Raw genomic sequence first — 25,497 nt, forward strand, 5'->3', positions numbered from 1 at the left:
ACTTCATTTGACATAAAGGATCTAAAAGCTTTTTCTAAAAAACAAAACTCGGTATCGCCAAATACCGAGCTTTTATCTATTTAAGCCAGCTCTGTTTGAAGGACAACATCCTTAAGCTGCTTCCTAATTCTATAAAGTTTTGTTTTTACTGTATTTGGATTCAGACGAAGCAATTCTGCAATCTCACGTTCCTTTAAGCCATGCTTGATTTTCAAAAGATACACATTCTTTTGATCAGCTGACATGGAATCTAGAAAACGATTAATTTTCTCCTGCAGAATATTCACTTCAACTTCCTCTTCAACATTTTGATTCATGATGATTTTTGACTTCTCCCAATCTTCTATGCTGTCTGTCCGTTCCTTTGTTTTTCGTTCTTTTCTCACAAAATCTATCGCCGTTCTTGTTGTGATTGCAGATAACCATGGTAAAACCTTTTCTTGATCCTGCAGGGAATCCATTTTCAAATAGGCTTTTACAAAGGCTTCTTGAACTACATCTTGGGCAATATGATGATCTCTGGTAATACGGTAGGCGATATGAAACAAACGTTTTTCGTATAAATCACAAAGCTCTTTCATGTCAGCAAATTTGCTATTCAAGGCTGTTCCCCCTTTCAAAATTATTGAAAATACTCTTTTATCCTCTCAGAAGCATCTTTTTCTGTGATGCCTTTTATCTCTACTTGATTCGTTTGCTTAAAGATATAGGCGATTGTATATTCAGTCTCTCCATAATAAGCTGTTTTCTTTAATGATTGCTTAATATCCTCAGCATCTGACAATTTCAATCCTCTGCCGGTTTTATCCATTTTATCAACAATTTCTTCATAAGTAAGTTCATCAAAGTTATCAATATTTAAGTCACTATTCCTAATAACCATTGCATAGTCGATATCGTCAGCTGATACTCTCACCCGATCGTAATCATGCGCCTCAATCCACTCACTTAAATTTTGATGATAATACTTCCATTCAAGATTCATAGCTTCGTTTTTATTCAAGTAGATATTGAGATAAGCATAAGGATCACTTGTGTCCTGATTATCTTCATAAGTCGCTGATTTAATATCCTTCTTAATGAGATCAATAACTTGGCTGATTTCATCCTGATCATTAATCAATATCCTCTTATCCAATGGTCCTCCAGATGATATTTCAATTCTTGGAATTTTCTTCACATTTACATGAAAAATCTCATTTACACCTGTCTTGTACTCCTCTGATTCTTGAATGAGCTTGTAAAGTCCCACATAATTGCTGCGATTAATTGGATATTCTCTTACGATTTTTTGACCATTCTTCAACTGATAAACAAAAAAGGCATGTTCTGTTTCATAGCTCTTTATATTTTCTTTCCCTTTATTAGCAATGATACTTTTATGAAGCTGTCTAACTAAATCAATATTATCTTCATCCTTTAGGAAAAAAGGCTCCTTATCAACTGACTGATTATATGCGAAATAACCATCACTAAAGTGGACAGACGCAATATCATCATAATTTGGGATTCGTTTTTCATAGAAAAAAACATCAAATTTAAATATAAGAACAATCAAGATCATTACCCCGCTATATACAGCAAACCCTTTTAAGTGAACAGTAATTCTCCATGATTTCTGCAGGACCATCTCGGCGAGCAGATAACCAAGTATCGCACCAAAGATATACCCGACAATCATCCATGACAGCGTCCCTTGCAGCTCTCCAAAGTATAATCCGCCTACGAGCATCACACAAAACGTCACTCCATACTTAAATATTGGCTTGAGAATCGGGAACACGAGTGCATGTGATACTGCTTCAACTCTTCTTCTTTTATAAAGAAATAAGCCAGTGAAATATAGGATAATTACCAAGCTGATATACAAAATAAGCTGTGGTACCGTTACAGGCAAATCAAATATTTGGGTAGAAACGATCAGTGGCGAAATATAATCCAGCTTGTTTTGTAAAATGAATTCTGCAGAAAAACCAAATAAGAAAAACTGAAGATTATAACTAATAAGCATCAGCAAACCAAATGGCAGCAATAAAGCAATATAAGTTAATACACCTTGAACGACTGAGATGCCTGCAACCATTCCAACCGCTACGCCCGAAATATAGAAAATCGAATTAAATAGGACCGTTAATCCAAGCCATCTAAATATTTCACTTATGCTAAATAGCTCATTTAGCTCCAACGGGGTGTAAAATAGTAAAATTAATATTGCTATAAAAATAATCGGAATAACTAACAATAGATACCCTAACAATGTATATTGATGAAAAATACGGTTACGTGTGACGGGCAAGCTATGAATGAAATCACTGTATTGCCTTACTTGTAAAAATCGAAATAAAAACATCGATAGAATAACAGGAACACCGATCATTAAGGCTGCCTGCAGAAAGAAACTATATTCAAATAAATTTTCATATAAGATATATTCTCTTTGCTCGTTAGATTGATGAATAAACAAATTCAGCGGGATAATTAAAAACAATAATAGAAAATACAGGATCGATACCCAGCCGACACTTCGCAATATGCTTTTTACAACTTCTTTATTAACCAAGGATGTTTTTGACTGCATAACCCGCATCCTCCATTTCGTATATGAAAATTTCTTCAAGCGTTAGAGATAATATGTCAAAGATCACTGGCTGATAAGCTTGGATGCTTGCAGTAATTTCCTCTTCTGATCCTCTGACAATACATAAAAGAATACTTCCTCTTTTTTCCTTGTGCAGGACCTTCGTGTTTTTAAACATTACAGGCGGGATTGGCCCTTTAAAAGCAACTTGAATCTTATGTGTATCTGATTTCAAATCATCAATATCTTTTTCTAGCATCATTTTTCCTTTATGGAGGATGCCAATAAAGTCACATAAATCTTCTACTTCTCTCAAGTTATGAGAAGAAATGATGACTGTCATCTCGCGGTCAGCAACCTCGTCGATAATCAACGATTTGATTTTCCTCCTCATCACTGGATCGAGGCCGTCCATCGGTTCGTCTAAAATTAATATGTCTGGCCTAACTGACAAAGCAAATACAAACGCGGCCTGCCTTTGTATTCCCTTAGAGAATTTATGAATTTTCTTATTCTTATTTATACTAAAAATAGCGAGCAGTTCTTCGTAACGTTCCCAATCCCAGCTCTCGTACATCTGACTATAAAAGTTGGCCATTTGTTTAACTGTATATTGCGGGATAAAATAAGGGCTGTCCTGAATGAAAAAAATACGGCCTTTCGTTTGCGGATTTTCATAGATAGAGTTTTCTTCTAACATGATCTCCCCTTCATCCTGCAAATAAATGCCTGCCATTAGCTTTAATAGCGTTGTTTTACCAGCACCATTGGAGCCTAGGAGCCCGTATATAGAACCTTTATTTACCTGAATGGACACATCATCGACAGCCTCTGTTCCTTCAAAGCATTTTTTCACTTGACTCATCTTCATCATTCAGCATCCCTCCTCCCACATTTGCTTCTATTTCTTTTATCAAATCAATTAATTCTGCAGTCGATACCCCTAAAAACAACGCTTCAGATAGATATTTTGTTAATTCTTTTTTTACCTTCACTATTTTTTCTGTATTTGGTTGGTGGGTGGCTGGACTTACAAAGCTTCCCTTCCCTTTAATTGAGTAGATATAGCCTTGATTTTCTAACTCCCTGTAAGCTTTTTGAATGGTATTAGGGTTAATCGTCAGCTCCTGTGCCAATGATCTCACTGAAGGCAACTGTTCATCTGTTTTTAAGATTTCAGTAATGATTAATTCCTTCAGCTTATCCACTAGCTGTTCGTAAATCGGCTTCCGACTCCGTACATCAAGCTCAAACATAACCACCCTCCCATCTGTATGTAGTGTACTATGATACGTAATACAGTTAGGATTATATAACATTAATATGGAAAATAGAAGTGTTTTTTTATAAATAAAAAAAGTTTCGCAGATTTTTTGAAGTATTTGATTTAAAATGAAATGATCCAAAGGAAATCGAGGTGGAGATTTTGATACTAGTCAGCTCATGTCTAGCCGGAGAGAAAGTGAGATACGATGGCACTGATTGTCTACAAGGTCTTATTGGAAAATGGGTGTCAGAAGATAAGGCAAGATCGATTTGTCCGGAATTGATGGGAGGGTTTTCTACTCCAAGGGATCCCGCAGAAATTCGCGGAGGAGACGGATATGACGTACTTAATGGAGAGGCACAGGTCTTTGATTACTCAGGAAACAACGTAACAGATTTATACATGAAAGGAGCCAACGCCACTTTGGACATGGCGAAAAAAATGAATGCTACTATCATTGTTCTAAAAGAAAATAGTCCATCTTGCGGAAGCAGCCATATCTATAATGGTGCATTCACAGGGGCAAAAATGGTTGGAGTGGGTGTCACTACTGCATTGCTGAGAAGGAATGGGATTCGGGTGATATCTGAAGAAGAAATTCAGAAGGAACTAGTAACAAATTCATGCTCTAAGGATTTTTCACTTTAGTCAACCTGCGGCCCAAAGTTTCGATGGTCATCTTTAACAACAGTCAATTGGTAGGAGTACGAAGGGCTCTTTTTGGGTACATTTTCACCTATTAATAAAGATAATGATCTTATGACAAGAATATCTGTACTTATCCCACAAAAGTGGGCGCTTGATGCTTTTGAAAAATGAGCAAAAGGCAATGCTTGACGAGATATGGATTAATTTTGCTCTTTTAATCTTATTTGCAGCTGTATTTTTTGTATTCGCTGAAGACTTAAAACCCTCTGAGGAATAATTGCAGCTACTAATCCTTTTGCGATACATCTGCCAATGATTTGAAATGGTTTATATCAAGCTAGTGAATCACTTGATGGTTATGCTCTATTTGATGTAACAGGGTATGCCACTCGCTTCCTTCAGATTCAATGTTGCCATAGACACCTAGGCGTGAAGCTAATTATTAACTTTTGTCTTCACAGATCAGTACTTCCAATGCCTGGGCACAACAAAAAAGAACAGCTCAAAGGGGCTGTTCTTTTTTGTGTGTAACATCTTAAATCTTAATATCAATCTTCACATTTTTCTTTAGCTCTTCTACCTGCATCGCGAGTTTTTCCTGCTGTTTTTGCTGCTGAAGAGATTGTTCGATTTGCGGTTTTACTTCTTCAAACTTTGGAACTTCTTGTCCAGTGCTCTTTCCTTGTTCCGCAACTTGGTCATATGCTTTTTGAATTTCTTCATCGGTTACCTTACCAGCCGTCACTTCTTTCTCGACGAACTGATTAAATTTAATACCGTCAGCTATTTGAGTTTCAAATGCTTTCATATCCATGCCGGATTGTTTGAGAGCAGCCTCGAATTCTTTTTCTGTTTTAAACTGTTTTTTCGTTTCATCCAGCTGTTTTTTTATATCTGCCTCTGAAGCTTTATAGCCTTTTTTATCTGCCTCTTGAAGAATAAGAGTTTGTCCGACTAAGCTGTCAATTGTTTGTGTTTTCACTTGCTCTGCCGTTTCTTTAGATGTTGGGTCTTGTCCCATTTTCTGCATTTGCCCTTGTATGGATGCTAAGGTGCTGTTATAGTCGCTTCCTAAAATCTCTTCATCATTCACTATAGCAACCGTTTTCTTCTCATCTACCTGCTGGGCTTCTAATTTTTTTTGCATTTCTTCCATTTCCTTTTGCTGTTCCTTCTGCTGATCGGTTTCCGCTGTTTTAGCTTTAACATCATTTTCAGCTTCTTTGCTCTCTTCATTTCCACCGCATGCTACTAAAACAACGACCATTAGACCGGTTATTAATATAAACATCATTTTTTTCATAATCGATCTCCTTCCTTGAGCTAGAAGTATAATTTTTTCCTAAAAAATCATCTAGTGCGAATTATAAAGTAAATCTTGTAAAAAAGAAACCATATGCACTCCTTCTTGAGATTTGTAACAGGATTGAAACGTTATATCATACAGGAAACGGTTATCTCTTATGCTGAGACGCGCTAATCAATTGTTCCTGCTGAGCGATTTCTATAGTCCAACTATAGATGGCGCTGTTTTGCACGCATTATATTCAATGTATCTTGCCTATGGCTATGTTATTAAGAAGTACAACTGTATCTTTATTCCTTATCAATCGGTTGGTGAATGTTATCTTTATATAAATCGAGAAATAGGTTACCAGTAGTACTTTTAACAGCGTAAAATACTTGCTCTAGGGATAATCCCCGTTTAGTTAGTTCTTCGTCAAGCCATTCTTTAGTTAGTTGATTTTGTTTTAGATTTTTCACAATTATTTTCCCGTCCATTATTAGTTCGATAGGGAAGGCTATTTTATTTGAAGAGATCCCCAAATCCCTCCTGATTACTGGAAGATATTCAGGTTTTCGTAATACCGAAATCCTTCCATTCAGTTCAAACACTGCGTACTCGACTTCTTCGATATCAAATATATCTTTTTCCCTTAATTCCTGAGTTAAAGTATCCAATGTTAATTTTAATTTTTTTAAATTTTGTTCTAGTATTTTTCCGTTTTCTACAACAACAGTTGGTTTTCCAGAAATCCAATTTCTTGCATTCCTACTTTTTAAAGCAGCTAAGGTAAGCATATAAAGAACACCACTAAATGTGATCAAAGAAAACGCAAGCAACCAAGATTTTAAACTTAGGTTAAATGCCAAATTTGCCGTAATACTTCCTAAAGTGATTGCAGCAACAAAACCATGGTAAGTCATTTGAGCGATGGTTTGTTTACCAAGCATTCGAGTAATAATCATAATCAAGACAACCGCACAAATAGTCCTAATTAAAATTTCTAAAATATCATTCATTTTTTCCTTCCTTTACAAAACTTCCTCTTTTTTTTACCACGTCAATAGTATTGACACTACAATTGTGTTTTCTACATTAAATATTTCCCTTTAATAAATTAACTAATATTTTACAATAAACTAGCATGAAAGCTTAAAAAAAGAGGCAGCTACCAAGTAGCATGCCTCTCATTCTATTATTTTGAGATCGTTCTATTTTTAGGATATTCTAAGCTGAGTCTGCGATTGTTTGTAGCTATGATGTATACTGCAGCTACAACGATGAGTACTGCTATGATGGAGCCGATGTTGAATAGACCTTTTTGCGAATACCAGACAATTGAATATCCGACAGAGCCGGCAAAAAGTGAGTAATAAACGAAGGGAAATAACGTTTTCCTTATGACTTCTCCTTCTTTACCAACTAGCCCTACTACAGCAGATGCAGCAACAACATTATGGACACAAATCATATTACCTGCTGCTCCCCCAACTGCCTGCAATGCAACGATCCATGTTGGGTCAACCCCAATCTGACCGCCGACATCATATTGGAATAAAGCGAACATCATATTACTGACAGTGTTACTTCCAGCAATAAAAGCGCCAATTCCACCGATGAATGTAGCTAGGAATGGCCAAAATTCACCAGCCAAGGCAGCGGCACCATTCGCTAATTCGATTGGCATCTGGTTGTAGCCAGCTGCTCCACCGCCAGTATTAATAAATACTTGAACCATTGGGACAGTAAAAATAAGGGCTACAGATGCTGCAAGTGTTGTTTTTCCTGATTGGACCCAGGCATTCTTATAGGCACGTCCATTCATTCCATGTATATAGAATGTTAATATGGATACGAGAATAAAGACTGTTCCTGGAGAATACAGGATCTCAAAGCTTGCAGTAATTCCTGATCCAAATATATTTTCTATTTTTAATACAACAGATTGAAGCCATTCTTTTAATGGCAGCGATTTCAGTCTTGTTAATACTAGGAACAATCCAACTAAAACATACGGTGACCACGCACGCAGCATGCTCATGCTTTTCCCGCTGTTTTCTAATTTGATTTCAATTTTCCCTGACCATTCTGGATCCCATTTGGATTTTTCTTCAAAATCCCAAACTTCATCCTTTGGCATTAGGAACCCTTTTTTAGCTGCAAAGATTACGATGGCTAAACCAACTAAACCGCCTGTCATAGACGGAAATTCAGGTCCAAGGGTGTTTGCTACAATGACATAAGGGATGGTCATTGCAAATGCGGAGAAAATAGCAAATTTCCAAATCTTAATACCTTCTGAGAATGATTTGTTTTTGCCGAAAAATCTAGTCATTAATGCAACAACAAATAGTGGAATCAATGTCCCTGCAATCATATGTAGTATGGATACTTGCCCACCTATTTGAGTAACGAGTGCTAAAAAGTTGTCTGTGATACTGGCATCTGCCGATAAGCCTGATTGAACACCGACAAGAATTGGTGTTCCAACTGCACCAAAGGAAACAGGTGTACTCTGAATAACCATTCCAGCAACTACAGCTGCCATAGCTGGAAAGCCTAATCCAACCATCAGAGGTACCGCAACCGCTGCTGGTGTGCCAAATCCTGATGCACCTTCAATAAACGATCCAAATAACCATGCAATGATAATTACTTGAATACGTCTGTCTGCTGATATATCTGTAAACCCTTGACGGATTGTACGCATCCCGCCGCTTTCTTGCAATGTGTTTAATAGCAAGATTGAACCAAAAATGATATACAGCAAGGTTACTGCTACGACTAGTCCATTAACTGATGCCGCCGCAACATTTTCTCCAGGTACTTTCCATACGAAAAGAGCTAATGCAACCGCTACCAAAAATGAGATTGGCATCGCTTTACTGGCTGGCCACTTAAGTCCCACTAGAAAGATAGCAACTGCAATAATTGGTAAAAGTGATAATAGAGCTAACATCCCCGTACTCATTAAACATCTCCCCCCTGTTTTGTTGTTTCTTCATAACAAACAATAATTACATAATGTTGCGTGTGAGGAAACATTGTTATATAACTATAAAGATAATGTTATATAACAAGCTACCTAAGTATTATTATACCTGCATTCTTATCAATTACAATAATATTTTGAAAATTATTTAAATTAAGAAAAACAAAAAAAATCCGCTTAAATGCCTATGACAAATTAAGGGCATTTAAGCGAAGATTCTAATTGATATATCCAAGTCTTGAAGAAATTTGTTTGCCAGTTTGTATCATTAACGGCTGCAGCTCTTTCAATCTTTCTTCAGTCATCCTCATTGTCGTTCCGGATATACTGACAGCAGCAGAAACCTTGCCTAAATGATCATAAATTGGCACAGCAATACAAGTAATGCCGTATTCATTTTCTTCAAGGTCAAGTGCGTAACCTTTTTTTCTAACATTGATCAGTTCCTTTAGAAGCTCATCTTTTTCTGTGATTGTTTTGTCTGTATGGACTGGCAGACCTTTACGAGCAATAATTTCATTCACAGTTGTAGCTGAGAGCTGGGATAAAATAGCCTTACCGACTGATGTACAATGCATAGGAGCACGCTTGCCCACTTTAGAATGCATTCTTAATGTTTCACTTCCATCAAGCTTCTCAATATAGACTACTTCCCCTTGATCATAGACAACAAGGTGGATCACTTCATTGGTTTCTTTCTCAAGATCTTGTAAAAAGGGGCTTGCCTCTTGACGCAAATCGATCGAGTCCAGTAGCCTGGAGCTTACTTCTAAGAATTTGTATCCCAGCTTATAGCGACCCGTATCATTATCCTGCTCCACATAACCATATTGCACAAGTGTGGATAAAATTCGGTAAACCGAACTCTTATTAATATCTATTTGATTGGCAATTTCAGTTACACCTAGTCCGCCTTTTTTCATACTCACTATTGAAATAATATCGAGTGCCCTGCTGACGGACTTCACCATATTTTCTCTTTCCATACTCTCACCTCAAACATCAGCCTTGCCTTCTATTATATATTAACTATTAACTGATTGTTTTGCAGATACAAAGGAATTTTTCAATTTGCCGATTTCATTAATTTCACATTCAATGATGTCCCCTTCATTAACGAGTTCGGCTCCGACAGGGCTTCCTGTCAAAATGACATCTCCTGGCTGCAGAGTCATCACATTGGACAAATAGGAAATCATTTTGCGAATAGGTACGATCATTAAATCCGTAGGACTGTTTTGCTTTTCCACTCCATTCAGATTCGCCTCAATGCTGATATTAAAAGGATCTAACTCTGTTTCAATGACTGGACCAAGCGGGGTAAACGTATCAAAAGATTTACCAACCGTCCAATGACCATCAGCATGGAAAAACTGTGGCGCTGTCACATCATTACCGACTGTGTATCCAAATACGTAATCAAGAATCGCATCTTCAGATACATTTTTTGCTTCTTTTCCAATTACAACTGCAAGCTCCGATTCAAACTTCACTTGCTGGGTGCCGCTTGGTATTACAATCGCTTCTTCAGGTCCAATAACAGACGAAGACGGTTTGAAAAAGAATACTGGAATTTCAGGAAGCGTCTCTGGTAAATCTTGCTTGTTGGCTACAAAATTTGCGCCAATTCCAATGACATGTTTTGGCTGAAGCGGTGCGAGGGTTTTTACATCGCCTTTATTATATGTATCACCTGTATATGACCAATCTCCGAACATATCCCCTGAAAACACTCTGATTTCTTCCCCTTCTACTACACCTTGAAATAGGTCGCCATTTACTTCAAATCTTGTAAACTTCATTTAAAATCTTCCTCTCTATATTTAATCAAAAACAGGGCATGTCAGCATGCCCTGCCTAACATCACATTACTGCTTTACAGCAAATTTTACTTTTGCTTCCAAACGGCGTTGATGAAGAATCGGCTCTGTATACCCGCTTGGCTGGTCATATCCTTTAAACACAAGATCGCATGCTGCTTGGAAGGCAACTGATTCGTCGTAATTAGGTGCCATCGGCAGGTAAACATCATCTCCTGCATTTTGTTCATCTACCACTTTGGCCATTCTTTGTAATGTTTCTTGAACTTGTTCTTTCGTACAGATTCCATGATGCAGCCAGTTTGCAACATGCTGGCTTGAGATTCTTAATGTCGCCCTGTCTTCCATTAAGGCTACATCATTAATGTCAGGTACTTTTGAACAGCCGATTCCTTGCTCTACCCAGCGTACTACGTAGCCCAGGATACCTTGAGCGTTATTGTCTAATTCCGCTTGAATTTCTTCTGGAGACCAATTGGTGTCTTCAGCAACTGGAATTTGCAAAATATCATCTCTTAAGTTTTCTGCCCTTTTTAATAGATCATTTTGTACTTCAGTCACATCCACTTGATGATAATGGAGTGCATGCAGAGTCGCTGCAGTTGGCGATGGCACCCAAGCTGTATTCGCACCTGCTTTTGGATGGCCCACTTTTTGCTCTAACATACCTGCCATTAAATCAGGCATTGCCCACATTCCTTTACCAATTTGGGCCTTGCCTTGGAACCCGGTCTCTAAGCCTGCAAATACATTGGATTTTTCATAGCCTAGGAGCCATTTCGTCGATTTCATATCATTTTTACGAATCATTGCTCCCATTTCCATAGAAGTATGCATTTCATCTCCTGTACGGTCAAGGAAACCAGTATTGATGAATACGACTCTTTCACTCACTTCTTTAATACTTGCTTTTAAATTTAACGAGGTACGGCGTTCTTCATCCATTACTCCAATTTTAAGGGTGTTTCTTTCAAGACCTAATAAATCTTCTGTGCGATCAAATAGATCGTTCGCGAAGGCTACCTCTTCTGGACCATGCATTTTTGGCTTAACAATGTAAATCGAGCCTTTATTTGTATTTTGGTAGTTTCCATTGCCTAATAATGTGTGTTTGGCAGCAAGGGCTGTCACAACCGCATCCAGGATTCCCTCTTGAATTTCATTCCCTTCATGATTAAGGATTGCCTCATTAGACATTAAGTGGCCGACATTGCGGACAAACATGAGCGAACGGCCATTCAATGAAACTGCCTCACCAGCTGGACTTGTATACTTGCGATTGGCGTTCATGCTTCTTGTCACTGTCTTTGACCCTTTTGCAAATGAAGCGGATAGGTCACCTCTCATCAAACCAAGCCAATTGCGATAAACAAGTACTTTATCCTCTGCATCGACTGCAGCAACTGAATCTTCACAGTCCATGATGGTTGTAACAGCAGCTTCCAATAAAATATCCTTCACTCCGGCGTCATCAGATTTTCCAATTGGATGCTCACGATCGATTTGAATTTCGAAGTGCAGGTTGTTATTTTTCAGTAAAACACCAGCAGGTTTGTCTGTTTCACCCTGATATCCCGCAAATTTTGATGTATCCTTCAATCCGACTTCTTCCCCGCTTTGCAATGTAACTGCAAGCTTGCCTTCATGGACGCTGTATTGGATTGCTTCTTTATGCGATCCTGATGTGAGAGGGACAGTTTCATCAAGAAAATTGCGGCCAAACTCGATGACTTTGTTCCCGCGAACAGGATTATAAGCGCCCTCTCTGTGTGCGCCTTCATCCACGCTAATTGCATCCGTTCCATAAAGGGCATCGTAAAGACTTCCCCATCTCGCATTGGCAGCATTAATTGCATAGCGGCCATTATTAATTGGAACGACCAGCTGCGGTCCCGCCTGAAGTGAAATTTCTTCATCTACATTTTCAGTCGTAATCTTGAAATCTTCCGCTTCTGGAAGCAAATAGCCTATTTTCTCTAAAAATGATTTATATTTGTCAAAATCAAATGCCTTATTCTCACGATGCCATCCGTGAATTTTCTCTTGAAGCACATCTCTTTTTGCCAATAGCGCTTTATTTTGGGGAGTCAAATCTTTGATCAGCTCTTCAAAGCCCACCCAAAAGGATTCTTGTTCAACCTCAGAGCCTGGTAATGCTTCCGAATTGATAAATTCATAAAGTTCATTTGCAACCTGTAATCCACCGACTTTTACATAATTACTCATTAATGAAACTCCTCCTTAAATGGTTTAGAAGATGATTGTTTGCTATTACAAAACGCTGTTTCTGTTATTCTTAAAAAAATAATATCATGGATACCGTACCACTATCAATTATTTTCATATAATTCTATCATTTTATATTTTTTATGAGATAGCTGCTTCTTTCATTTCTTTTTTCACTTCAGCACAACGTCCTGGTGTAGGGAAAAGCTTACCGGCATTCAGCAAATTATCCGGGTTAAAGACCTCGCGGATATCTGTCTGTGCCATGATTTCTTCATCCTTGAATACAAATCTCATTTCTTCTCTCTTTTCAATCCCTACTCCATGCTCTCCAGTGATAGTACCGCCTACGTCCGCACATACCTTCAAGCATGCACTGCCTGCCTCCATCGCTTTATCTGTTTCTCCAGGAATCCTTGCATCAAATAAAACAAGTGGATGTAAATTCCCATCACCAGCATGAAAGATGTTAGCGATACGCAAGCCCGAATCATCGCTAATCTTCTTTATTTTTTGCAGAACTTCAGGCAGTTTACTTCGAGGTATAACCCCATCCTGTACTAAATAGTCAGGAGAGATTGCACCCATGGCACCGAAGCCTGTTTTTCGATTAGCCCACCACGCAGCCCGTTCTTGCTCATCCTTTGCAGCGCGAACTTCTCTGACATTTCTGCTTCTGCATACGTCTAAAATTTGCTCAATCTGCTCGCCAATTCCAGCAGCAATTCCATCTACTTCGATGAGAAGCAAGGCTTCAATATCCTTTGGATGACCTACTGGAAAAGCGGCCGCTTCCACCCCTTCAATCGCAGTTTTATCCATCATTTCGAGTGCAGCTGGAACAATACCAGCGGAAACAATATCAGACACTGCCTGAGAGCCATCCTCAATCTTGTCAAAGTAAGCAAGGACCGTTTGTTTATCCTCTGGATTTTTTAAAATACGAACAGTAATTTTCGTAACAATTCCAAGTGTTCCTTCTGATCCGGTCAACAAGCCTAATAAATCATATCCCGGTTCATCTGGAACCCCGTTGCTGCCAATCTCAACGATTTCTCCATTTGGAAGGACAACCTCAAGACCGAGGATATGGTTGGTTGTTACCCCATATTTCAAACAATGAGCACCACCTGCATTTTCTGCAACATTTCCCCCTATTGTACAGCAGTACTGACTGGATGGGTCAGGTGCATAGTAATAACCCTTATCCGAAATTGAATTCGTCAGCTTCAAGTTCACAAAGCCTGGTTCAACTACTGCTCTTCTATTTTCTAAATCGACACTTAGCAGCTTCTTCATTTTCACCATACTGATGATAACTTCCTGATTTAATGGAATGGCACCCCCGCTAAGTCCGGTTCCTGCACCACGCGCTAAGAAAGGCAAGCCCTGTTCATGACAGTACTTTACAATATTAGCAACCTCTTCTGTGTTTTCAGGAAAAACTACTGCTTTAGGAAGCGCAGTATGAATAGTGAATCCGTCACAATCATAGGATAACAGATCTGCTTTTTCATAAAGAATGGAGCCTAAACCATCTACCATACTTGCTAAACGAATAATATGCTGATCTTTCGTTCTTAATTTTTTTCGAGCCATGAATTATTGACCCTCCTTCGCGCTTTCTTCCTTTTGATATGCCCAGTCAAGAAGCTGTACCGTGTGAACGATTTGTTGATTACGGCCGTATTTTTCAACGCCAATAGCCATTTGTAGCATACAGCCTGGATTCCCCATCGAAATCATCTCTACATCAGCAGGGACATTTTCCATTTTGCTTTCAAGTACAGCACCAGCCATTTCAGGATTGGTAATATTGTATATTCCTGCACTGCCGCAGCATCGATCCGCATTTGGCATATGCACCATTTCTACACCTGGAATATCAAGAAGAATATCCCGCGGTTCTTGTCTAACCCCTTGACCATGTGCTAAGTGGCAGGCATCATGATACGTAATGCGCTTGTTGATTTCCGCTTTTGGCTTCTCATATCCCGTGTCATGAAGGAATTTGGATATATCCTCTACCTTCTCAGAAAACTTCTCTGCTCTTTCTTTCCATTCAGGCTCTTCTCGGAATAATTCTTCATATTCCTTCATCATACAGCCGCATCCAGCAGCATTAACGATAATTTTTTCTGAGTCTTCAAATGCCTCAATGTTTTGCTTAGCAAGCTTTCTGCCCATTTCGCGATCTCCGGCATGAACATGAAGTGCACCGCAGCAAGTTTGGTTTTTGGGGATTACGACAGCACTGCCATTTTTAGTTAAGACGTTGATGGTAGATTCATTGATGTCGCTGAACATCACATCCATTACACATCCAGTCAACATCGCAACTTCTCTCTTCGTCTCGCCTTTTGCTTTGATGACATTTTCCGATTTATATTTCTTTTTAATCGGTTTTTTCACTTCAGGCATAATCGCTTCCATTTCAACGAGGTGTTTAGGCATGACCTGAATTAACTTCGTTCTTCTCACGAGTGTCTGCATACCGCTCTTTTGATAAAATTTTAATAGTCCACCCAGTGAATTTAAACGGCTATCATGTGGGAAAATGCCGCGCAGAAACAGCTTGCTTACCGCTCCCTGCCATCCAGTTAAAGGCATCGCCTGACGCACCTGCCCCCGGGCTTCTTCTATTAAACCGCCTACATCCACATCAGCAGGGCATGCCGTTGTACATGCTCGACAATCTAAACAAGCAAATACAGGATCCATGAATTGTTCATTTACTGAGAGCTTTCCTTCAGCAACAGACTTAATCAGATACACTCGCCCACGTGGAGAATGCTGTTCCTGTCCTGTCTGCTCATAGGTTGGACATGATTCCAGACACATTCCGCAATGCACACAATCCGCCCATTTATTCTCATCTGGCGGGTCGTTCCAAAGATAGTTGCTTAAGCTGTTTGTACAGGGTGGACTTTGCTTTAATTCCTGCTCAGGTTTACTCACCTAGATCCCTCCTATATATCTGTTCCTATTTAATATTCGATTGGGATCAACTTTTAACTTAATCCCTTCAAACAGGAAAAATGCGGCTGGCTTCGGCCCCCAAATATCGGTCTGTTTACGCTGTTCAAACGGCAAATGCCTGATAATCGCGTATCCTTGATGCTTCTGAGCTATATTCCTGACTTTTTCAATTGCGTCTCTGACATCGTTTGCTACGCCATTTATGTACATATTCATGATGCCATGACCGAGACCTCCATGGGCCTGAATCGTTACGTTGTTCGTATCTTGTATCAGCTCACAATCTTTTAAAATGGAAAGTATATTCATATTAATTGTACCTATTTTTAAAACAGTCTCAGATCTAAACTGAGAGTCTACTTTGTTTCCATTGGGCAATAAATGATAGAAAGACTGCCAAAATTGCACGCTTTCCTCCCCTTTTAATCGCCTTAATTTTATGCCATCTTTCATTAAACCTTGGATGAACTCTTCCTGATAGCTGACGGATTTTTCAACATCTTCAAAGCTCATAACCAATGAATACGACTTCTCTCCTGTCATTCTTTCCATCAGCTCCGGATTGATCAGCTCAAAGCATACTGGTTCAATCGTTGAATCCAATACCCTCACACTTAGATTCTTGATGCTTCCCATGTCGCTAATTGGAAAAGAAATGATCATTGTTGATTCTGCCTTTGTAATTGGACGCAATTTGATCGTCACTTCGGAAATGACACCAATCGTCCCCATAGAACCGATAAATAATTTATTCATATCGTATCCCGCTACATTCTTAACTACCTTTCCTCCTGAACGAATAATCGTTCCGTCCGGGTAAATCATGCGCAGGCCAATGACTGCATCTCTAGCTGCTCCATAACCCAGCCTTTTGGGACCACTATCGTTACTAGAAACTAAACCGCCAATGGTCGTTTGCTCTGGCAAGAATGGATCCAAGGCAATTCTTTGGCTGTATGCCTTTAAATGATCTTGAATTTCTTGAAAAGGAGTTCCCGCCTTCACAGTTATTGTCATATCTCCTGGATGATGTTCAACAATCCCCGTATATTTCTCTAACGATAATAGAATATCCGCTCGTTCATTCATACCGCCATAACCTCTTTTTGTTCCAGCTCCCATGATGTTTACAGTAAAACTGTTTTCTGTAGCAAACTTTAATATCGCCACGATTTCATTCTCATTATTAGGGAAAACAGTCATTGCACCTGAGTTTCCATATGGATGGGCTGTTTCAGCAGTATCCTTTATTTGATCTGCCTTCAAGAGGATTTGTAATTTTTCTAGATTTGCTGTAATCAATGTCGATCACCTCCGCTGTTTTGTAATAACAAACACCGTTTCTATTTTGTCGCAAAAATTAATACTGCTGAAAAATCCTCTTTTGTAACAGTTCTTCAACAAAACTTAAATGCTCAATCATTAAGTTATGGGCTTGGTTGGCATCCTTTTCCTCTATTGCTCGGAAAATTGTAAAATGCTGCTCGTTAATGGTTTGAACAATTGCTGGCTGAGATTGAATGAATTGATGGAAATCAACCATCGACTTCTTCAATGTTGTGGAGATGAATTCAATAAAATGAATCATGATTGTGTTACCAGCTGCTTCTGCAATAGCCAAATGGAATAAATAATCCGATTCCCATCCTTCTGCTGTTGGATTAGTAAGCAGATGATTCATTTTTTCGACGTTTAGCTCTGTTCGGTTAAGCGCTGCCATTTCAGCCAGGCCCGCTTCCACCATTTTTCTCGCTTGAAAAAGCTCTTGAATATCCTTAATTCCAGGCAAAAGATGACTCCTTGTAAACAGCTTGGAAGAATCAAAGCCAAGTATATAAGTTCCTTCCCCTTGCTTTACATGAACAAGCCCTTTACCTTGTAATGCAGCCATTGCATCTCTGACTGCCGATCGGCCTACACCGAAAGCTTCACAAAGTTCCCGTACAGAAGGCAGCTTTTCTCCCGCTGCGAATGAACCTTCTTCAATCATGTTCTCGATTTTCTCTGCGACAATCTCAGAGATTTTTCTTGTTGAAATCTTTTCTGCCTTCAAGAAGTAACCACCTTCCTTTTCAGACATCACATATCTGATAAGTTAATATTATTTAAACATTCCGAAAACAAAATTGCAATGATTATTTAGAATTAACTGAATGTTTTGGTTGGGTTGTATTTATTTTTAGATTTTGGGGAGGGATGTAGTTTATTATATGAGGAAAAAAGGGTAGTGATAAGATGTTTTTGAAAGATTTCAGAATAAGCTTACGTATGAGACAGACAGAAGCATTACTGCGGAGAATTCGAGAAGAACACCCATTACATACAACTATTTTAGAAGACTTGAGAAAATTATCTGCTGGTTATAATGGGGAGAAAAACACCCAATATTATTTAGATTTTTTCGAAGAACCTCTCATTTACCATAATATTCAGTTGGAAGAAATTCACTCATTTTTTCAAATTGATTTTCGCCTGATTCACCCTCGCTTTGTCTTTATTTTTGAATGTAAAAATATCTTTGGTGAGCTCCAGTTCGATTCCACATTTAATCAAATGATTCGAACAACGAATGAAAAGTCAGAAGCTTTGCTGATCGTATTTCTCAAGGTGTCATTAAAGGCGATTATAAAACTAAACAACAAGTCATCCATATTACTCGTATCCTAGAAAGGTGGGAAACTTTATGTAAACACCATCAAAAAGAAATTGGGAATCAAAAAGAAATGAGAAAAATTAAATAGTTGCTGTTAACATTGTAAAGACAATGCCAATGTTTTGATGAAATACGGAATCTCTGAGGGTGAGCTAATAAGAGGAATTAAATGTCCCAAATGTGATTGATTTGCGATGAAGAGAGAGCGGTTAGGATGGCATTGCCCACATTGCGGCTTGACTGATTGTATCAGTCACGAAAGCGCACTCGTGGACTACTTCTTACTAATTAAACCAACGATCATCACAAAGGAGTTCAGGAAATTCACTTATCGACGTTTAGCGCCTCAAAACTACTCTCTAGAATGGAAATAAAGAATCACGAAAAAATTATGGTAATGAATTAGTAATGAAAATGATGATAAAAGATAACATCTGGAGTTAGATTTAGTGGTTTTGTTTGACTTTTTTCTAATTCTACCGTGCTTTTGTGCTGAAATTGATTTTATTTATATTTGAGACTATTTTTGATGTGGATATTAGTGGGTTTTACTGTTTTATTAGTCACCTGAAGCTTCTTTTTAGTCACTCTCTTTATTTTAAGCGCTCACTATACAACCAAAAAACGCCCGCGCTCTTCCAAAGCGGGCATTTTCCAAGTTTACGCAGCACACAAAGGTGGTATATAAAAACAAACAGCCCGACCAAATTGGCCAGGCTGCATTTAGAAATCTATGATTATCTGATACGGTTTACACGGCCATTGAATGTATCTGCCCAGTATCCGCTAGACATGTTAGCAATAGCAACACCTGAATTACTTTGTGATCCAATGAATCGTCCGCCACCGATGTAGATACCAACGTGTCCATCTTTTTTGTAAGTGTCAAAGAATACTAGATCACCAGGTTGCATTTGGCTTGCAGGGACTGGAGTTCCTTGGTTCTTTAATGCATCAGTAGACGCACCTACGCTGTATCCTCCTTGAGCAAATGCCCAGTGAACAAATCCAGAGCAATCGAAGCGTCCAGCTGCTACGTCTGCTGCTGTTCTTCCGCCACCGAATACATAAACAGAGTTGCCAATGAATCTATTTCCAGCGCTGATGACTGAGCTCATGCCGCCGCTGCCTTTAGATACTACAGGCGCTGCTGTTGATTGTTTGCTGCTGCTGCTGCCGCCTGTAGATTTAACTGAAGTTGGTGCAGAGCTTGCATTAGAAGATGTAGCAACAGTTGCTACTGCTGTTTGAGCTGCCATACTTCTTTCAATTTCAGCTTGCATTGCAGCAAGGTCGCTGTCTTTTGTTTGAAGCTTAGATTTTTTATCAGCTGCAACCGTCTCTTTATCTTTTAATTCTTGTTTAAGCTTATCGTTTTGTTTCTTTTGATCTTGCATTTGAGCACGCATGCCCTCAAGATCTGTCATTTTAGTATTAAGACCAGCTAGCTCAGTATCAACTGTGCTTTTCTTTTCTTCTACTTCTTTTTTGTCAGCATCATGCTGTAATAATAGATCTTGGTCAGCTTCGACGATCTTTGTAATTGCACCTACACGGTCAATGAAATCACTGAAGCTTGTGGCGCCAAGTAATACATCAATGTAGCCAACGTTTGTGCCGCCGCTCTCTTGGAATGCAAGTGCGCGTTCTTTTAATACAACCGCACGCTTATCAATACGCTCTTGAATTACTGCGATTTCTGCTTCAAGCTTCTTGATTTTTTCTTTTGTGTCTTTAATGCTATTTTCAGTTTCAGCAATTATTTTGTCATTATCGATCATTGCTTGGTCAACTTTTTTAATTTGATCTTCAAGTTTACCTAATTCAGCTAAGACTGTTGCTAGTTCTTTTTCTGCTTTTGATAGATTTGATTGGATGTCAGAGCGTTCCTTTTTAATATTATCAATAGATTCTGCACTTACTGATGGTAGTGCGAAAGCTCCTAGGCCTAGCATAATCGTTGTGTTTAAAGCTACTATTTTCTTCTTCACTCATTTTCCCCTGCTTTCTCTCTAATTATTTCTTTTTTCGACACATATGTATGTTAAGTAAGTTTCGTTATGTTTTAAAGTTCTATGTATTTACTAAAAATGTGACAAATTAAACGGTATAATAGTCTTTACAAATTGGATTATAACATCACTATTTGACAATTAGGTAATAGCAACATTACAAATATATTACTAAACCGACACAAAACATCATTTTTTTCATTATTATGAATATTCACACATACTTTTATCCTATTTTTTTTCATAAAAAAGCAGAAATAAGAAGCTAGTTTCTAGCTTCTTATTTCTAAAATATCCTTTATATCCTGCTCCGAAAGCGCGGCAGTTGATTGACGATCTACATCAATAATTTCCTCTATTAAAGCTCGCTTCTTATCTTGTAGCTCATCAATCTTTTCCTCTATTGTTCCTCCGGATAATAATTTTATAACCTGAACATCATTCTTCTGGCCCATACGATAGGCACGATCAGCTGCCTGCTCTTCCACTGCTGGGTTCCACCAAAGATCATAAAGGATAACCGTATCTGCACCAGTTAGATTTAATCCTGTGCCTCCAGCTTTCAATGAGATAAGAAAAACATCATTTTCACCAGAATTAAATCTATTACACATTTCTACCCGTTCATGTGCAGGTGTTTGTCCATCAAGGTAAAAGAATGACCTACCTTCATTTGCAAGTTCTTTCCCTATCAAATCCAGCATCTTTGTAAACTGGGAAAAAACAAGGACTCTCCTGCCTGAAAGCTTAGATTCTCGAAGAATCTTCAGCAGCTCTTCAAACTTGGCAGAACTGCCTTTATAGCCATCTACAAATAGTGCTGGATGACAGCAGATTTGCCTTAACCTAGTTAAGCCCGCTAAAATTCTAATGCGGTTTTTCTTTAACGTCTGTTTATTTAAATGTTTAAGCGTATCATGACGCAACTTAGCTAAGTAGGCCGCATATAGTTTTTTTTGCTCTGGCAGTAAATTGACTAACTCAATCGACTCTATTTTTTTAGGGAATTCTGAGAGGACATCCGCTTTCATCCTTCTTAACATGAATGGCCGAACGATACGGGAAATTTTTTGCCTGCTTAATTGACTAAATTCTTTTAACCCTAAGAATAGCTCTGGAAACACCACATGGAAAATCGACCATAATTCTTCCTGTGAATTTTCTATTGGTGTCCCAGTCAATGCAAAGCGGGTTCCAGCTTTAAGTTTCTTTACAGCTTTAGCTGTTTCTGTTATAGGGTTTTTAAAACTTTGTGCTTCATCAAATATAATGGTATGAAAGGTTTGTCTCTCATACCATTTAATGTCCTTACGAAGCAATGGATAGGATGTAATCATTACATCAACATTTTTCACTTCCTGTTGAAGCAGGCTCCGCTGGTCCTTCCTTCCATCCATGATGACTGCTTGGATATCAGGTGCAAATTGTAGAAATTCACTTATCCAGTTATAGGTTACCGAAGAGGGACATACAATGAGCGCAGGCTGCTTGCTTTCACGAATCTCATTAACCTCAGATAAAATAAATGCGATTGCCTGCAATGTTTTCCCAAGTCCCATATCATCTGCAAGAACGCCGCCAAAACGATGATGAGCAATCATTTTCATCCAATTGAACCCTTCTTTTTGATAATTTCTGAGCGTATGTTCTAATTCATTGGGTAAAGGGAATAACTGTTTTCCTGGGTGATAAAGCGCTTGTAAAAACTCTCTAAAAGAACTTTCAAATTCCAAGACTGATTCACTTGCTTGATTTAGCTGCTGGATGCCTCGAATTAACGGTACGTCCATCCATGCAGATAAATCCTCTTGCTGAATTGGTGCGGCCTCAAGAAAGCGTTGAATTTCTGCAAATTCTCTAGCTTCAAGTGAAAAAAGTGTGCCATTTCGCAAGCGATAATATCTTCGTTTTTCATCAAGTGCCACCAGGACATCTCGGATTTCCTGCTCTGGAATTCCTGCAATATTAAACTTAAATTCTAACCAGTTTGTTCGTTCTTTTTTGATTCTCACGCTAATTTTCGGCTTCGGATTCTCTTTGAAAATCCGATTTCTAATTGCTGTAGTCGCATAAACCTGAACTAATTTTTGCAATTTGGGAAGGATATGATATAAAAATTGATATTCCAACTCTTCATTGTGAAGAAAATATCCTTCATCCGTTTTTGTAAAAGATCCCTCTTCCATCAGCTCTAAAATTGCCGCCTCTTTTTCAAGGTCCCTAAAGACCATCACTTTAGAATGACCTTCGTTTTCTTTAGCCGGATTCATCACATGATTACCATAATGAAACTCCAGACTCGCTAATAAGCGATGACTTAGTCTATCTAAATAGAACTTCGCTTTAAGCGGGGACTTAACAAACTGAACTGAGATCTCTTTCGAAATATGTACTTCGCCAAGCTGTCTTAAGCCCGGTACAACCTTCTCAAGAAAAAAACCGATTTGCTCGCTAGGTATAGGAATCTCTTCTGCTCCCATTTTCTCAACCATCCGTTTTAATTCCTTCAACCGGTTATAGTCGTTCTCAACAAGCTCATATAGCTCCCCTTCTATGAAAACAAGCTGATATTTTTCTAGAAGAATGAGTGTCTGCATGCCTCTTATCTTAAAATTAAAACCATCAGCTGAATCTTTTTCAAATAAAAAAGTAATTGGCAACTGGCTCTTTTTTACTTTTAACCGACCAAATTGTTTTGCTTCATACTGGAATTCCACATTCTCTATTGATTCCAATAATGGATATATCCGATTCCAGGAAGTTGGCAGGACCAACAAACTGTCCTCTGTACGATCGATTACTTTTTCTTCGGTCCTCTCATCATTGATCATCTCATATAGAGATTGCATCAATTGATCAGTATTTTTTCGGAAACAATGCCGCTTAGAATCATATATAAAATCATTGGACAATCTAAAGGGCTGATTATGATGAATGGCCTGGAGAAATGATCGAATATCTTTTACACGATGAACGCCGACATTCATTTTCAAACTAAACAAATGATCTTCTACTGAGTTCGGTCGTAATTCACAAGTGACATTAGCCTCAAGGATTTTTCTATTTTCAAAATGATGCTGTTCGAATGAGGACCTCTTCTCTTTTTCTGAAAAGATGGAGATAATCTCACCTGTAATACCGGTTTGGTCCGCTGGATGCTGTCCTGTCGGGCGTTCATTCCCTTTCCGCTGATTCTTCAGAATAGTGATCAAAACGGCTGCTACATGCTGGCAATCCTTCTGAAACGATGCCAAGGTTGGGCAGCTGCAGGATGACTCAAAATCACCCGTTCCATCCTCCTTTATTAAGACACTAAAATCCTCTGACCCGGTAACCACTGCTTCACATTTATCTGATTCAAATGCTTGAAAAATAACTTTTTTAGAACGATAAAAAGCTTCTCCTCTTTTGTAGGAGACAGCCCCGCAACGTTCCATTATTATGTTCTGGCTTAAATGGATGTTCAAATGAAATGACTCCCTCCCACTGAATAAATCTGCTCAGCAAGATTGTTTTGCTTTAATTATATCATTATTGCCTTACACAAACTCAAAATAATCAACCAGACTGATTTTCGCGATTTCGCAAGATCATTCCGTTTGACTTTGCCATTCCTACCTTTTCATAAAAGGACTGCAACTCCGCATCACACATGAGATCAATCATGTAAATACCATCAAGTTCTTTCATCATCCTATGTAAAAGCTCTTTGCCAATTCCCTGCTGCTTATATTCAGGCAGTACTTCCAATAAAGGAATGTAGGCAGATAGGATACCATCGCTGATTGCCGTAATAAAACCAACCACTTGATCCTCCTCCTCATTCACCGCAACGATAGCTTTATAGCTCCTTTTCAACAGCTTTAAATGTGTAGCACAATTGGGAGGGTTGGGCCAGTCGACAAAAAATCCATTTAACATCTGTTCTGTCAAACCTTCAGTACTATGCATGTATTTCATTTGATATCACTCCTTTGGTCTACAAGATTATTTCAATATTAATAGAAGTAATCCCTTCTAAAAAAATTCACTAGCTACTGCTGCGGATGAACAATCTCATATTATATAGTAGAAACTCGTCATGAATATACGCGGTCCATTTATATAACCAAAAGGCAGCAATGCTAAGAACCGTATAAATAACAGTAGGACCAAGCATTGAGGACATATGGTACCAAGAATCACTGCGGGCAATAATATAACCCTTCAAGAGCTGGAGCCTATACAGAATGGGTAAATATCCTTACCGCTGGCGATGAGCCAATACAGAGGAAAATGGACTTTGGTCCCATGCTGAATGAAATAGCACCATTGCTACATATCGGCGCTCATATTATAGGTATAAGCGGTTCCACCTTATATCAACACTCATGAGCATATAGTTAACGGATCATTCGCTAATCCAGGTCTTGCCGCTGTTTTGCAAGGTTCCACTGGTAATATGTATATTGATGGGGCGTATTTCTCAGGGGGAGCCGACTATGCGGAAATGTTTGAAACCACTAATGGCAACCCGATTGAACCAGGACTGTTAGTTACGGATGATAAAGTAAAACCAGCTAATTCCGAGGGTGACTATATTCGTCATTGCTACCCCATCAATGACTACGGACTCAGCTGAACTGGATTGGAATCAAAAATTCAAAACGGATAAATGGGGCAGAATCCAATATCAAAAAATGAGTATCAACCGTAATGACAATAAACTTTCTTCTATTATGACAGATACCCCTATTCTCAATACTGACTTTGAACTGTCGCAAAATTACATTCCTCAAAGGAATAGACCAGAATGGGTGACCGTTGGTGATGTAGGGAAATTGCTTGTCAGTGATGATGGCCCATGTAAAGTAAACATATACTGCATGCCGAAGGACGAAGGAGTTACAACTGCCTCGGATATCGGCTATCTTGTGATTAACCGTTTAGACTGCGATCAGATTTTGATTATGATGAAATAAAACAAAGGGTCCAACAACAATGTGGGACCCACAATTTGTTTCTATATATAAAATCATTTCTATGTTGAGCGTACCT

At 38.6% G+C, this 25,497-nt stretch carries 22 protein-coding genes; 5 read left to right on the forward strand and 17 right to left on the reverse strand.

The window, feature by feature from the left end; genetic code table 11:
- Positions 1 to 80: 80 nt before the first annotated feature.
- From J2S17_RS20280 to J2S17_RS20295, 4 genes are read right to left on the reverse strand one after another with little or no spacing between them, the layout of a single operon-like run.
- Positions 81 to 602, reverse strand: a complete 522-nt coding sequence (locus J2S17_RS20280) for an RNA polymerase sigma factor (RefSeq protein ID WP_307477592.1) — start codon at positions 600 to 602, stop codon at positions 81 to 83.
- 20 nt (positions 603 to 622) lie between these two features.
- The gene (locus J2S17_RS20285; RefSeq protein ID WP_307477593.1) at positions 623 to 2,578 is read right to left on the reverse strand and encodes a DUF6449 domain-containing protein; all 1,956 of its coding nucleotides are present in this window, start codon (positions 2,576 to 2,578) and stop codon (positions 623 to 625) included.
- Positions 2,553 to 3,452 (reverse strand): ABC transporter ATP-binding protein, encoded by a 900-nt coding sequence (locus J2S17_RS20290; protein WP_307477594.1) that lies wholly within the window; start codon positions 3,450 to 3,452, stop codon positions 2,553 to 2,555. The genes J2S17_RS20285 and J2S17_RS20290 overlap by 26 nt, the downstream gene beginning before the upstream one ends.
- A complete protein-coding gene (locus J2S17_RS20295; protein WP_307477596.1) occupies positions 3,418 to 3,834 on the reverse strand; it encodes a GntR family transcriptional regulator in 417 nt (138 codons plus the stop codon). Before J2S17_RS20295 ends, J2S17_RS20290 begins: the two co-directional genes overlap by 35 nt.
- A gap of 170 nt (positions 3,835 to 4,004) precedes the next feature.
- Here J2S17_RS20295 and J2S17_RS20300 point away from each other — a divergent pair, with 170 nt between their 5' ends.
- Positions 4,005 to 4,493 carry a 2-thiouracil desulfurase family protein gene (locus tag J2S17_RS20300; RefSeq protein ID WP_307477598.1) on the forward strand — a complete coding sequence of 163 codons (489 nt, stop codon included), beginning with the start codon at positions 4,005 to 4,007 and terminating at the stop codon, positions 4,491 to 4,493.
- Positions 4,494 to 4,647: 154 nt separating this feature from the next.
- On the forward strand, positions 4,648 to 4,770 hold the full coding sequence (locus tag J2S17_RS20305) for a hypothetical protein (RefSeq protein ID WP_307477599.1): 123 nt from the start codon (positions 4,648 to 4,650) through the stop codon (positions 4,768 to 4,770).
- Positions 4,771 to 5,028: 258 nt separating this feature from the next.
- On the opposite strand, the gene J2S17_RS20310 is transcribed toward J2S17_RS20305, so the two are convergent.
- The 10 genes from J2S17_RS20310 to J2S17_RS20355 form a co-directional block, all read right to left on the reverse strand.
- On the reverse strand, positions 5,029 to 5,796 hold the full coding sequence (locus tag J2S17_RS20310; RefSeq protein ID WP_307477600.1) for a SurA N-terminal domain-containing protein: 768 nt from the start codon (positions 5,794 to 5,796) through the stop codon (positions 5,029 to 5,031).
- A 293-nt stretch (positions 5,797 to 6,089) separates the two neighbouring features.
- Positions 6,090 to 6,797, reverse strand: coding sequence for a DUF421 domain-containing protein (locus J2S17_RS20315; protein WP_307477601.1), 708 nt, complete (start codon positions 6,795 to 6,797; stop codon positions 6,090 to 6,092).
- Positions 6,798 to 6,973: 176 nt separating this feature from the next.
- A complete protein-coding gene (locus J2S17_RS20320; protein ID WP_307477603.1) occupies positions 6,974 to 8,749 on the reverse strand; it encodes an L-lactate permease in 1,776 nt (591 codons plus the stop codon).
- A gap of 239 nt (positions 8,750 to 8,988) precedes the next feature.
- Positions 8,989 to 9,756: an IclR family transcriptional regulator gene (locus tag J2S17_RS20325; RefSeq protein ID WP_307477605.1), complete on the reverse strand. Its 768-nt coding sequence runs from the start codon at positions 9,754 to 9,756 to the stop codon at positions 8,989 to 8,991.
- Positions 9,757 to 9,795: 39 nt separating this feature from the next.
- Positions 9,796 to 10,572: a fumarylacetoacetate hydrolase family protein gene (locus J2S17_RS20330; RefSeq protein WP_307477606.1), complete on the reverse strand. Its 777-nt coding sequence runs from the start codon at positions 10,570 to 10,572 to the stop codon at positions 9,796 to 9,798.
- Between the two features lie 66 nt (positions 10,573 to 10,638).
- A complete protein-coding gene (locus tag J2S17_RS20335; RefSeq protein WP_307477607.1) occupies positions 10,639 to 12,816 on the reverse strand; it encodes a malate synthase G in 2,178 nt (725 codons plus the stop codon).
- A gap of 141 nt (positions 12,817 to 12,957) precedes the next feature.
- A complete protein-coding gene (locus tag J2S17_RS20340) occupies positions 12,958 to 14,415 on the reverse strand; it encodes an FAD-linked oxidase C-terminal domain-containing protein (protein ID WP_307477609.1) in 1,458 nt (485 codons plus the stop codon).
- Between the two features lie 3 nt (positions 14,416 to 14,418).
- The gene (locus tag J2S17_RS20345) at positions 14,419 to 15,774 is read right to left on the reverse strand and encodes a (Fe-S)-binding protein (RefSeq protein WP_307477610.1); all 1,356 of its coding nucleotides are present in this window, start codon (positions 15,772 to 15,774) and stop codon (positions 14,419 to 14,421) included.
- Complete coding sequence (locus tag J2S17_RS20350) at positions 15,775 to 17,097, reverse strand: FAD-binding oxidoreductase (protein ID WP_307477611.1); 1,323 nt, start codon at positions 17,095 to 17,097, stop codon at positions 15,775 to 15,777.
- Positions 17,098 to 17,155: 58 nt separating this feature from the next.
- On the reverse strand, positions 17,156 to 17,848 hold the full coding sequence (locus tag J2S17_RS20355) for a FadR/GntR family transcriptional regulator (RefSeq protein ID WP_307477613.1): 693 nt from the start codon (positions 17,846 to 17,848) through the stop codon (positions 17,156 to 17,158).
- A 215-nt stretch (positions 17,849 to 18,063) separates the two neighbouring features.
- On the opposite strand from J2S17_RS20355, the gene J2S17_RS20360 reads away from it, so the two are divergent.
- Complete coding sequence (locus tag J2S17_RS20360; RefSeq protein ID WP_307477615.1) at positions 18,064 to 18,462, forward strand: nuclease-related domain-containing protein; 399 nt, start codon at positions 18,064 to 18,066, stop codon at positions 18,460 to 18,462.
- A 723-nt stretch (positions 18,463 to 19,185) separates the two neighbouring features.
- On the opposite strand, the gene J2S17_RS20365 is transcribed toward J2S17_RS20360, so the two are convergent.
- The 3 genes from J2S17_RS20365 to J2S17_RS20375 all read right to left on the reverse strand — a co-directional run bounded on the left by J2S17_RS20365 (position 19,186) and on the right by J2S17_RS20375 (position 24,420).
- The gene (locus J2S17_RS20365; RefSeq protein ID WP_307477617.1) at positions 19,186 to 20,439 is read right to left on the reverse strand and encodes a coiled-coil domain-containing protein; all 1,254 of its coding nucleotides are present in this window, start codon (positions 20,437 to 20,439) and stop codon (positions 19,186 to 19,188) included.
- 293 nt (positions 20,440 to 20,732) lie between these two features.
- Complete coding sequence (locus tag J2S17_RS20370) at positions 20,733 to 23,927, reverse strand: DEAD/DEAH box helicase (protein ID WP_307477619.1); 3,195 nt, start codon at positions 23,925 to 23,927, stop codon at positions 20,733 to 20,735.
- A 91-nt stretch (positions 23,928 to 24,018) separates the two neighbouring features.
- Positions 24,019 to 24,420 carry a GNAT family N-acetyltransferase gene (locus J2S17_RS20375; protein WP_307477621.1) on the reverse strand — a complete coding sequence of 134 codons (402 nt, stop codon included), beginning with the start codon at positions 24,418 to 24,420 and terminating at the stop codon, positions 24,019 to 24,021.
- Between the two features lie 418 nt (positions 24,421 to 24,838).
- Between J2S17_RS20375 and J2S17_RS20380 the strand changes: the two genes are divergently transcribed.
- Positions 24,839 to 25,081 (forward strand): peptidase G2 autoproteolytic cleavage domain-containing protein, encoded by a 243-nt coding sequence (locus J2S17_RS20380; protein ID WP_307477688.1) that lies wholly within the window; start codon positions 24,839 to 24,841, stop codon positions 25,079 to 25,081.
- Positions 25,062 to 25,421: a peptidase G2 autoproteolytic cleavage domain-containing protein gene (locus J2S17_RS20385; RefSeq protein WP_307477623.1), complete on the forward strand. Its 360-nt coding sequence runs from the start codon at positions 25,062 to 25,064 to the stop codon at positions 25,419 to 25,421. Before J2S17_RS20380 ends, J2S17_RS20385 begins: the two co-directional genes overlap by 20 nt.
- Positions 25,422 to 25,497 lie beyond the last annotated feature (76 nt).

The sequence above is a fragment of the Cytobacillus purgationiresistens genome (genome assembly GCF_030813235.1).
GTDB lineage: Bacteria > Bacillota > Bacilli > Bacillales > Cytobacillaceae > Cytobacillus > Cytobacillus purgationiresistens.

Excerpts from the sequence above, each read along its gene's own strand:
- J2S17_RS20340 (WP_307477609.1), bottom strand. The coding sequence starts at position 14,415 with ATGGCTCGAAAAAAATTAAGAACGAAAGATCAGCATATTATTCGTTTA.
- J2S17_RS20320 (WP_307477603.1), bottom strand. The coding sequence starts at position 8,749 with ATGAGTACGGGGATGTTAGCTCTATTATCACTTTTACCAATTATTGCA.
- J2S17_RS20285 (WP_307477593.1), bottom strand. The coding sequence starts at position 2,578 with ATGCAGTCAAAAACATCCTTGGTTAATAAAGAAGTTGTAAAAAGCATA.
- J2S17_RS20310 (WP_307477600.1), bottom strand. The coding sequence starts at position 5,796 with ATGAAAAAAATGATGTTTATATTAATAACCGGTCTAATGGTCGTTGTT.
- J2S17_RS20290 (WP_307477594.1), bottom strand. The coding sequence starts at position 3,452 with ATGATGAAGATGAGTCAAGTGAAAAAATGCTTTGAAGGAACAGAGGCT.
- J2S17_RS20305 (WP_307477599.1), top strand. The coding sequence starts at position 4,648 with ATGCTTTTGAAAAATGAGCAAAAGGCAATGCTTGACGAGATATGGATT.
- J2S17_RS20330 (WP_307477606.1), bottom strand. The coding sequence starts at position 10,572 with ATGAAGTTTACAAGATTTGAAGTAAATGGCGACCTATTTCAAGGTGTA.
- J2S17_RS20335 (WP_307477607.1), bottom strand. The coding sequence starts at position 12,816 with ATGAGTAATTATGTAAAAGTCGGTGGATTACAGGTTGCAAATGAACTT.
- J2S17_RS20325 (WP_307477605.1), bottom strand. The coding sequence starts at position 9,756 with ATGGAAAGAGAAAATATGGTGAAGTCCGTCAGCAGGGCACTCGATATT.
- J2S17_RS20295 (WP_307477596.1), bottom strand. The coding sequence starts at position 3,834 with ATGTTTGAGCTTGATGTACGGAGTCGGAAGCCGATTTACGAACAGCTA.
- J2S17_RS20385 (WP_307477623.1), top strand. The coding sequence starts at position 25,062 with ATGACTACGGACTCAGCTGAACTGGATTGGAATCAAAAATTCAAAACG.
- J2S17_RS20375 (WP_307477621.1), bottom strand. The coding sequence starts at position 24,420 with ATGAAATACATGCATAGTACTGAAGGTTTGACAGAACAGATGTTAAAT.
- J2S17_RS20360 (WP_307477615.1), top strand. The coding sequence starts at position 18,064 with ATGAGACAGACAGAAGCATTACTGCGGAGAATTCGAGAAGAACACCCA.
- J2S17_RS20315 (WP_307477601.1), bottom strand. The coding sequence starts at position 6,797 with ATGAATGATATTTTAGAAATTTTAATTAGGACTATTTGTGCGGTTGTC.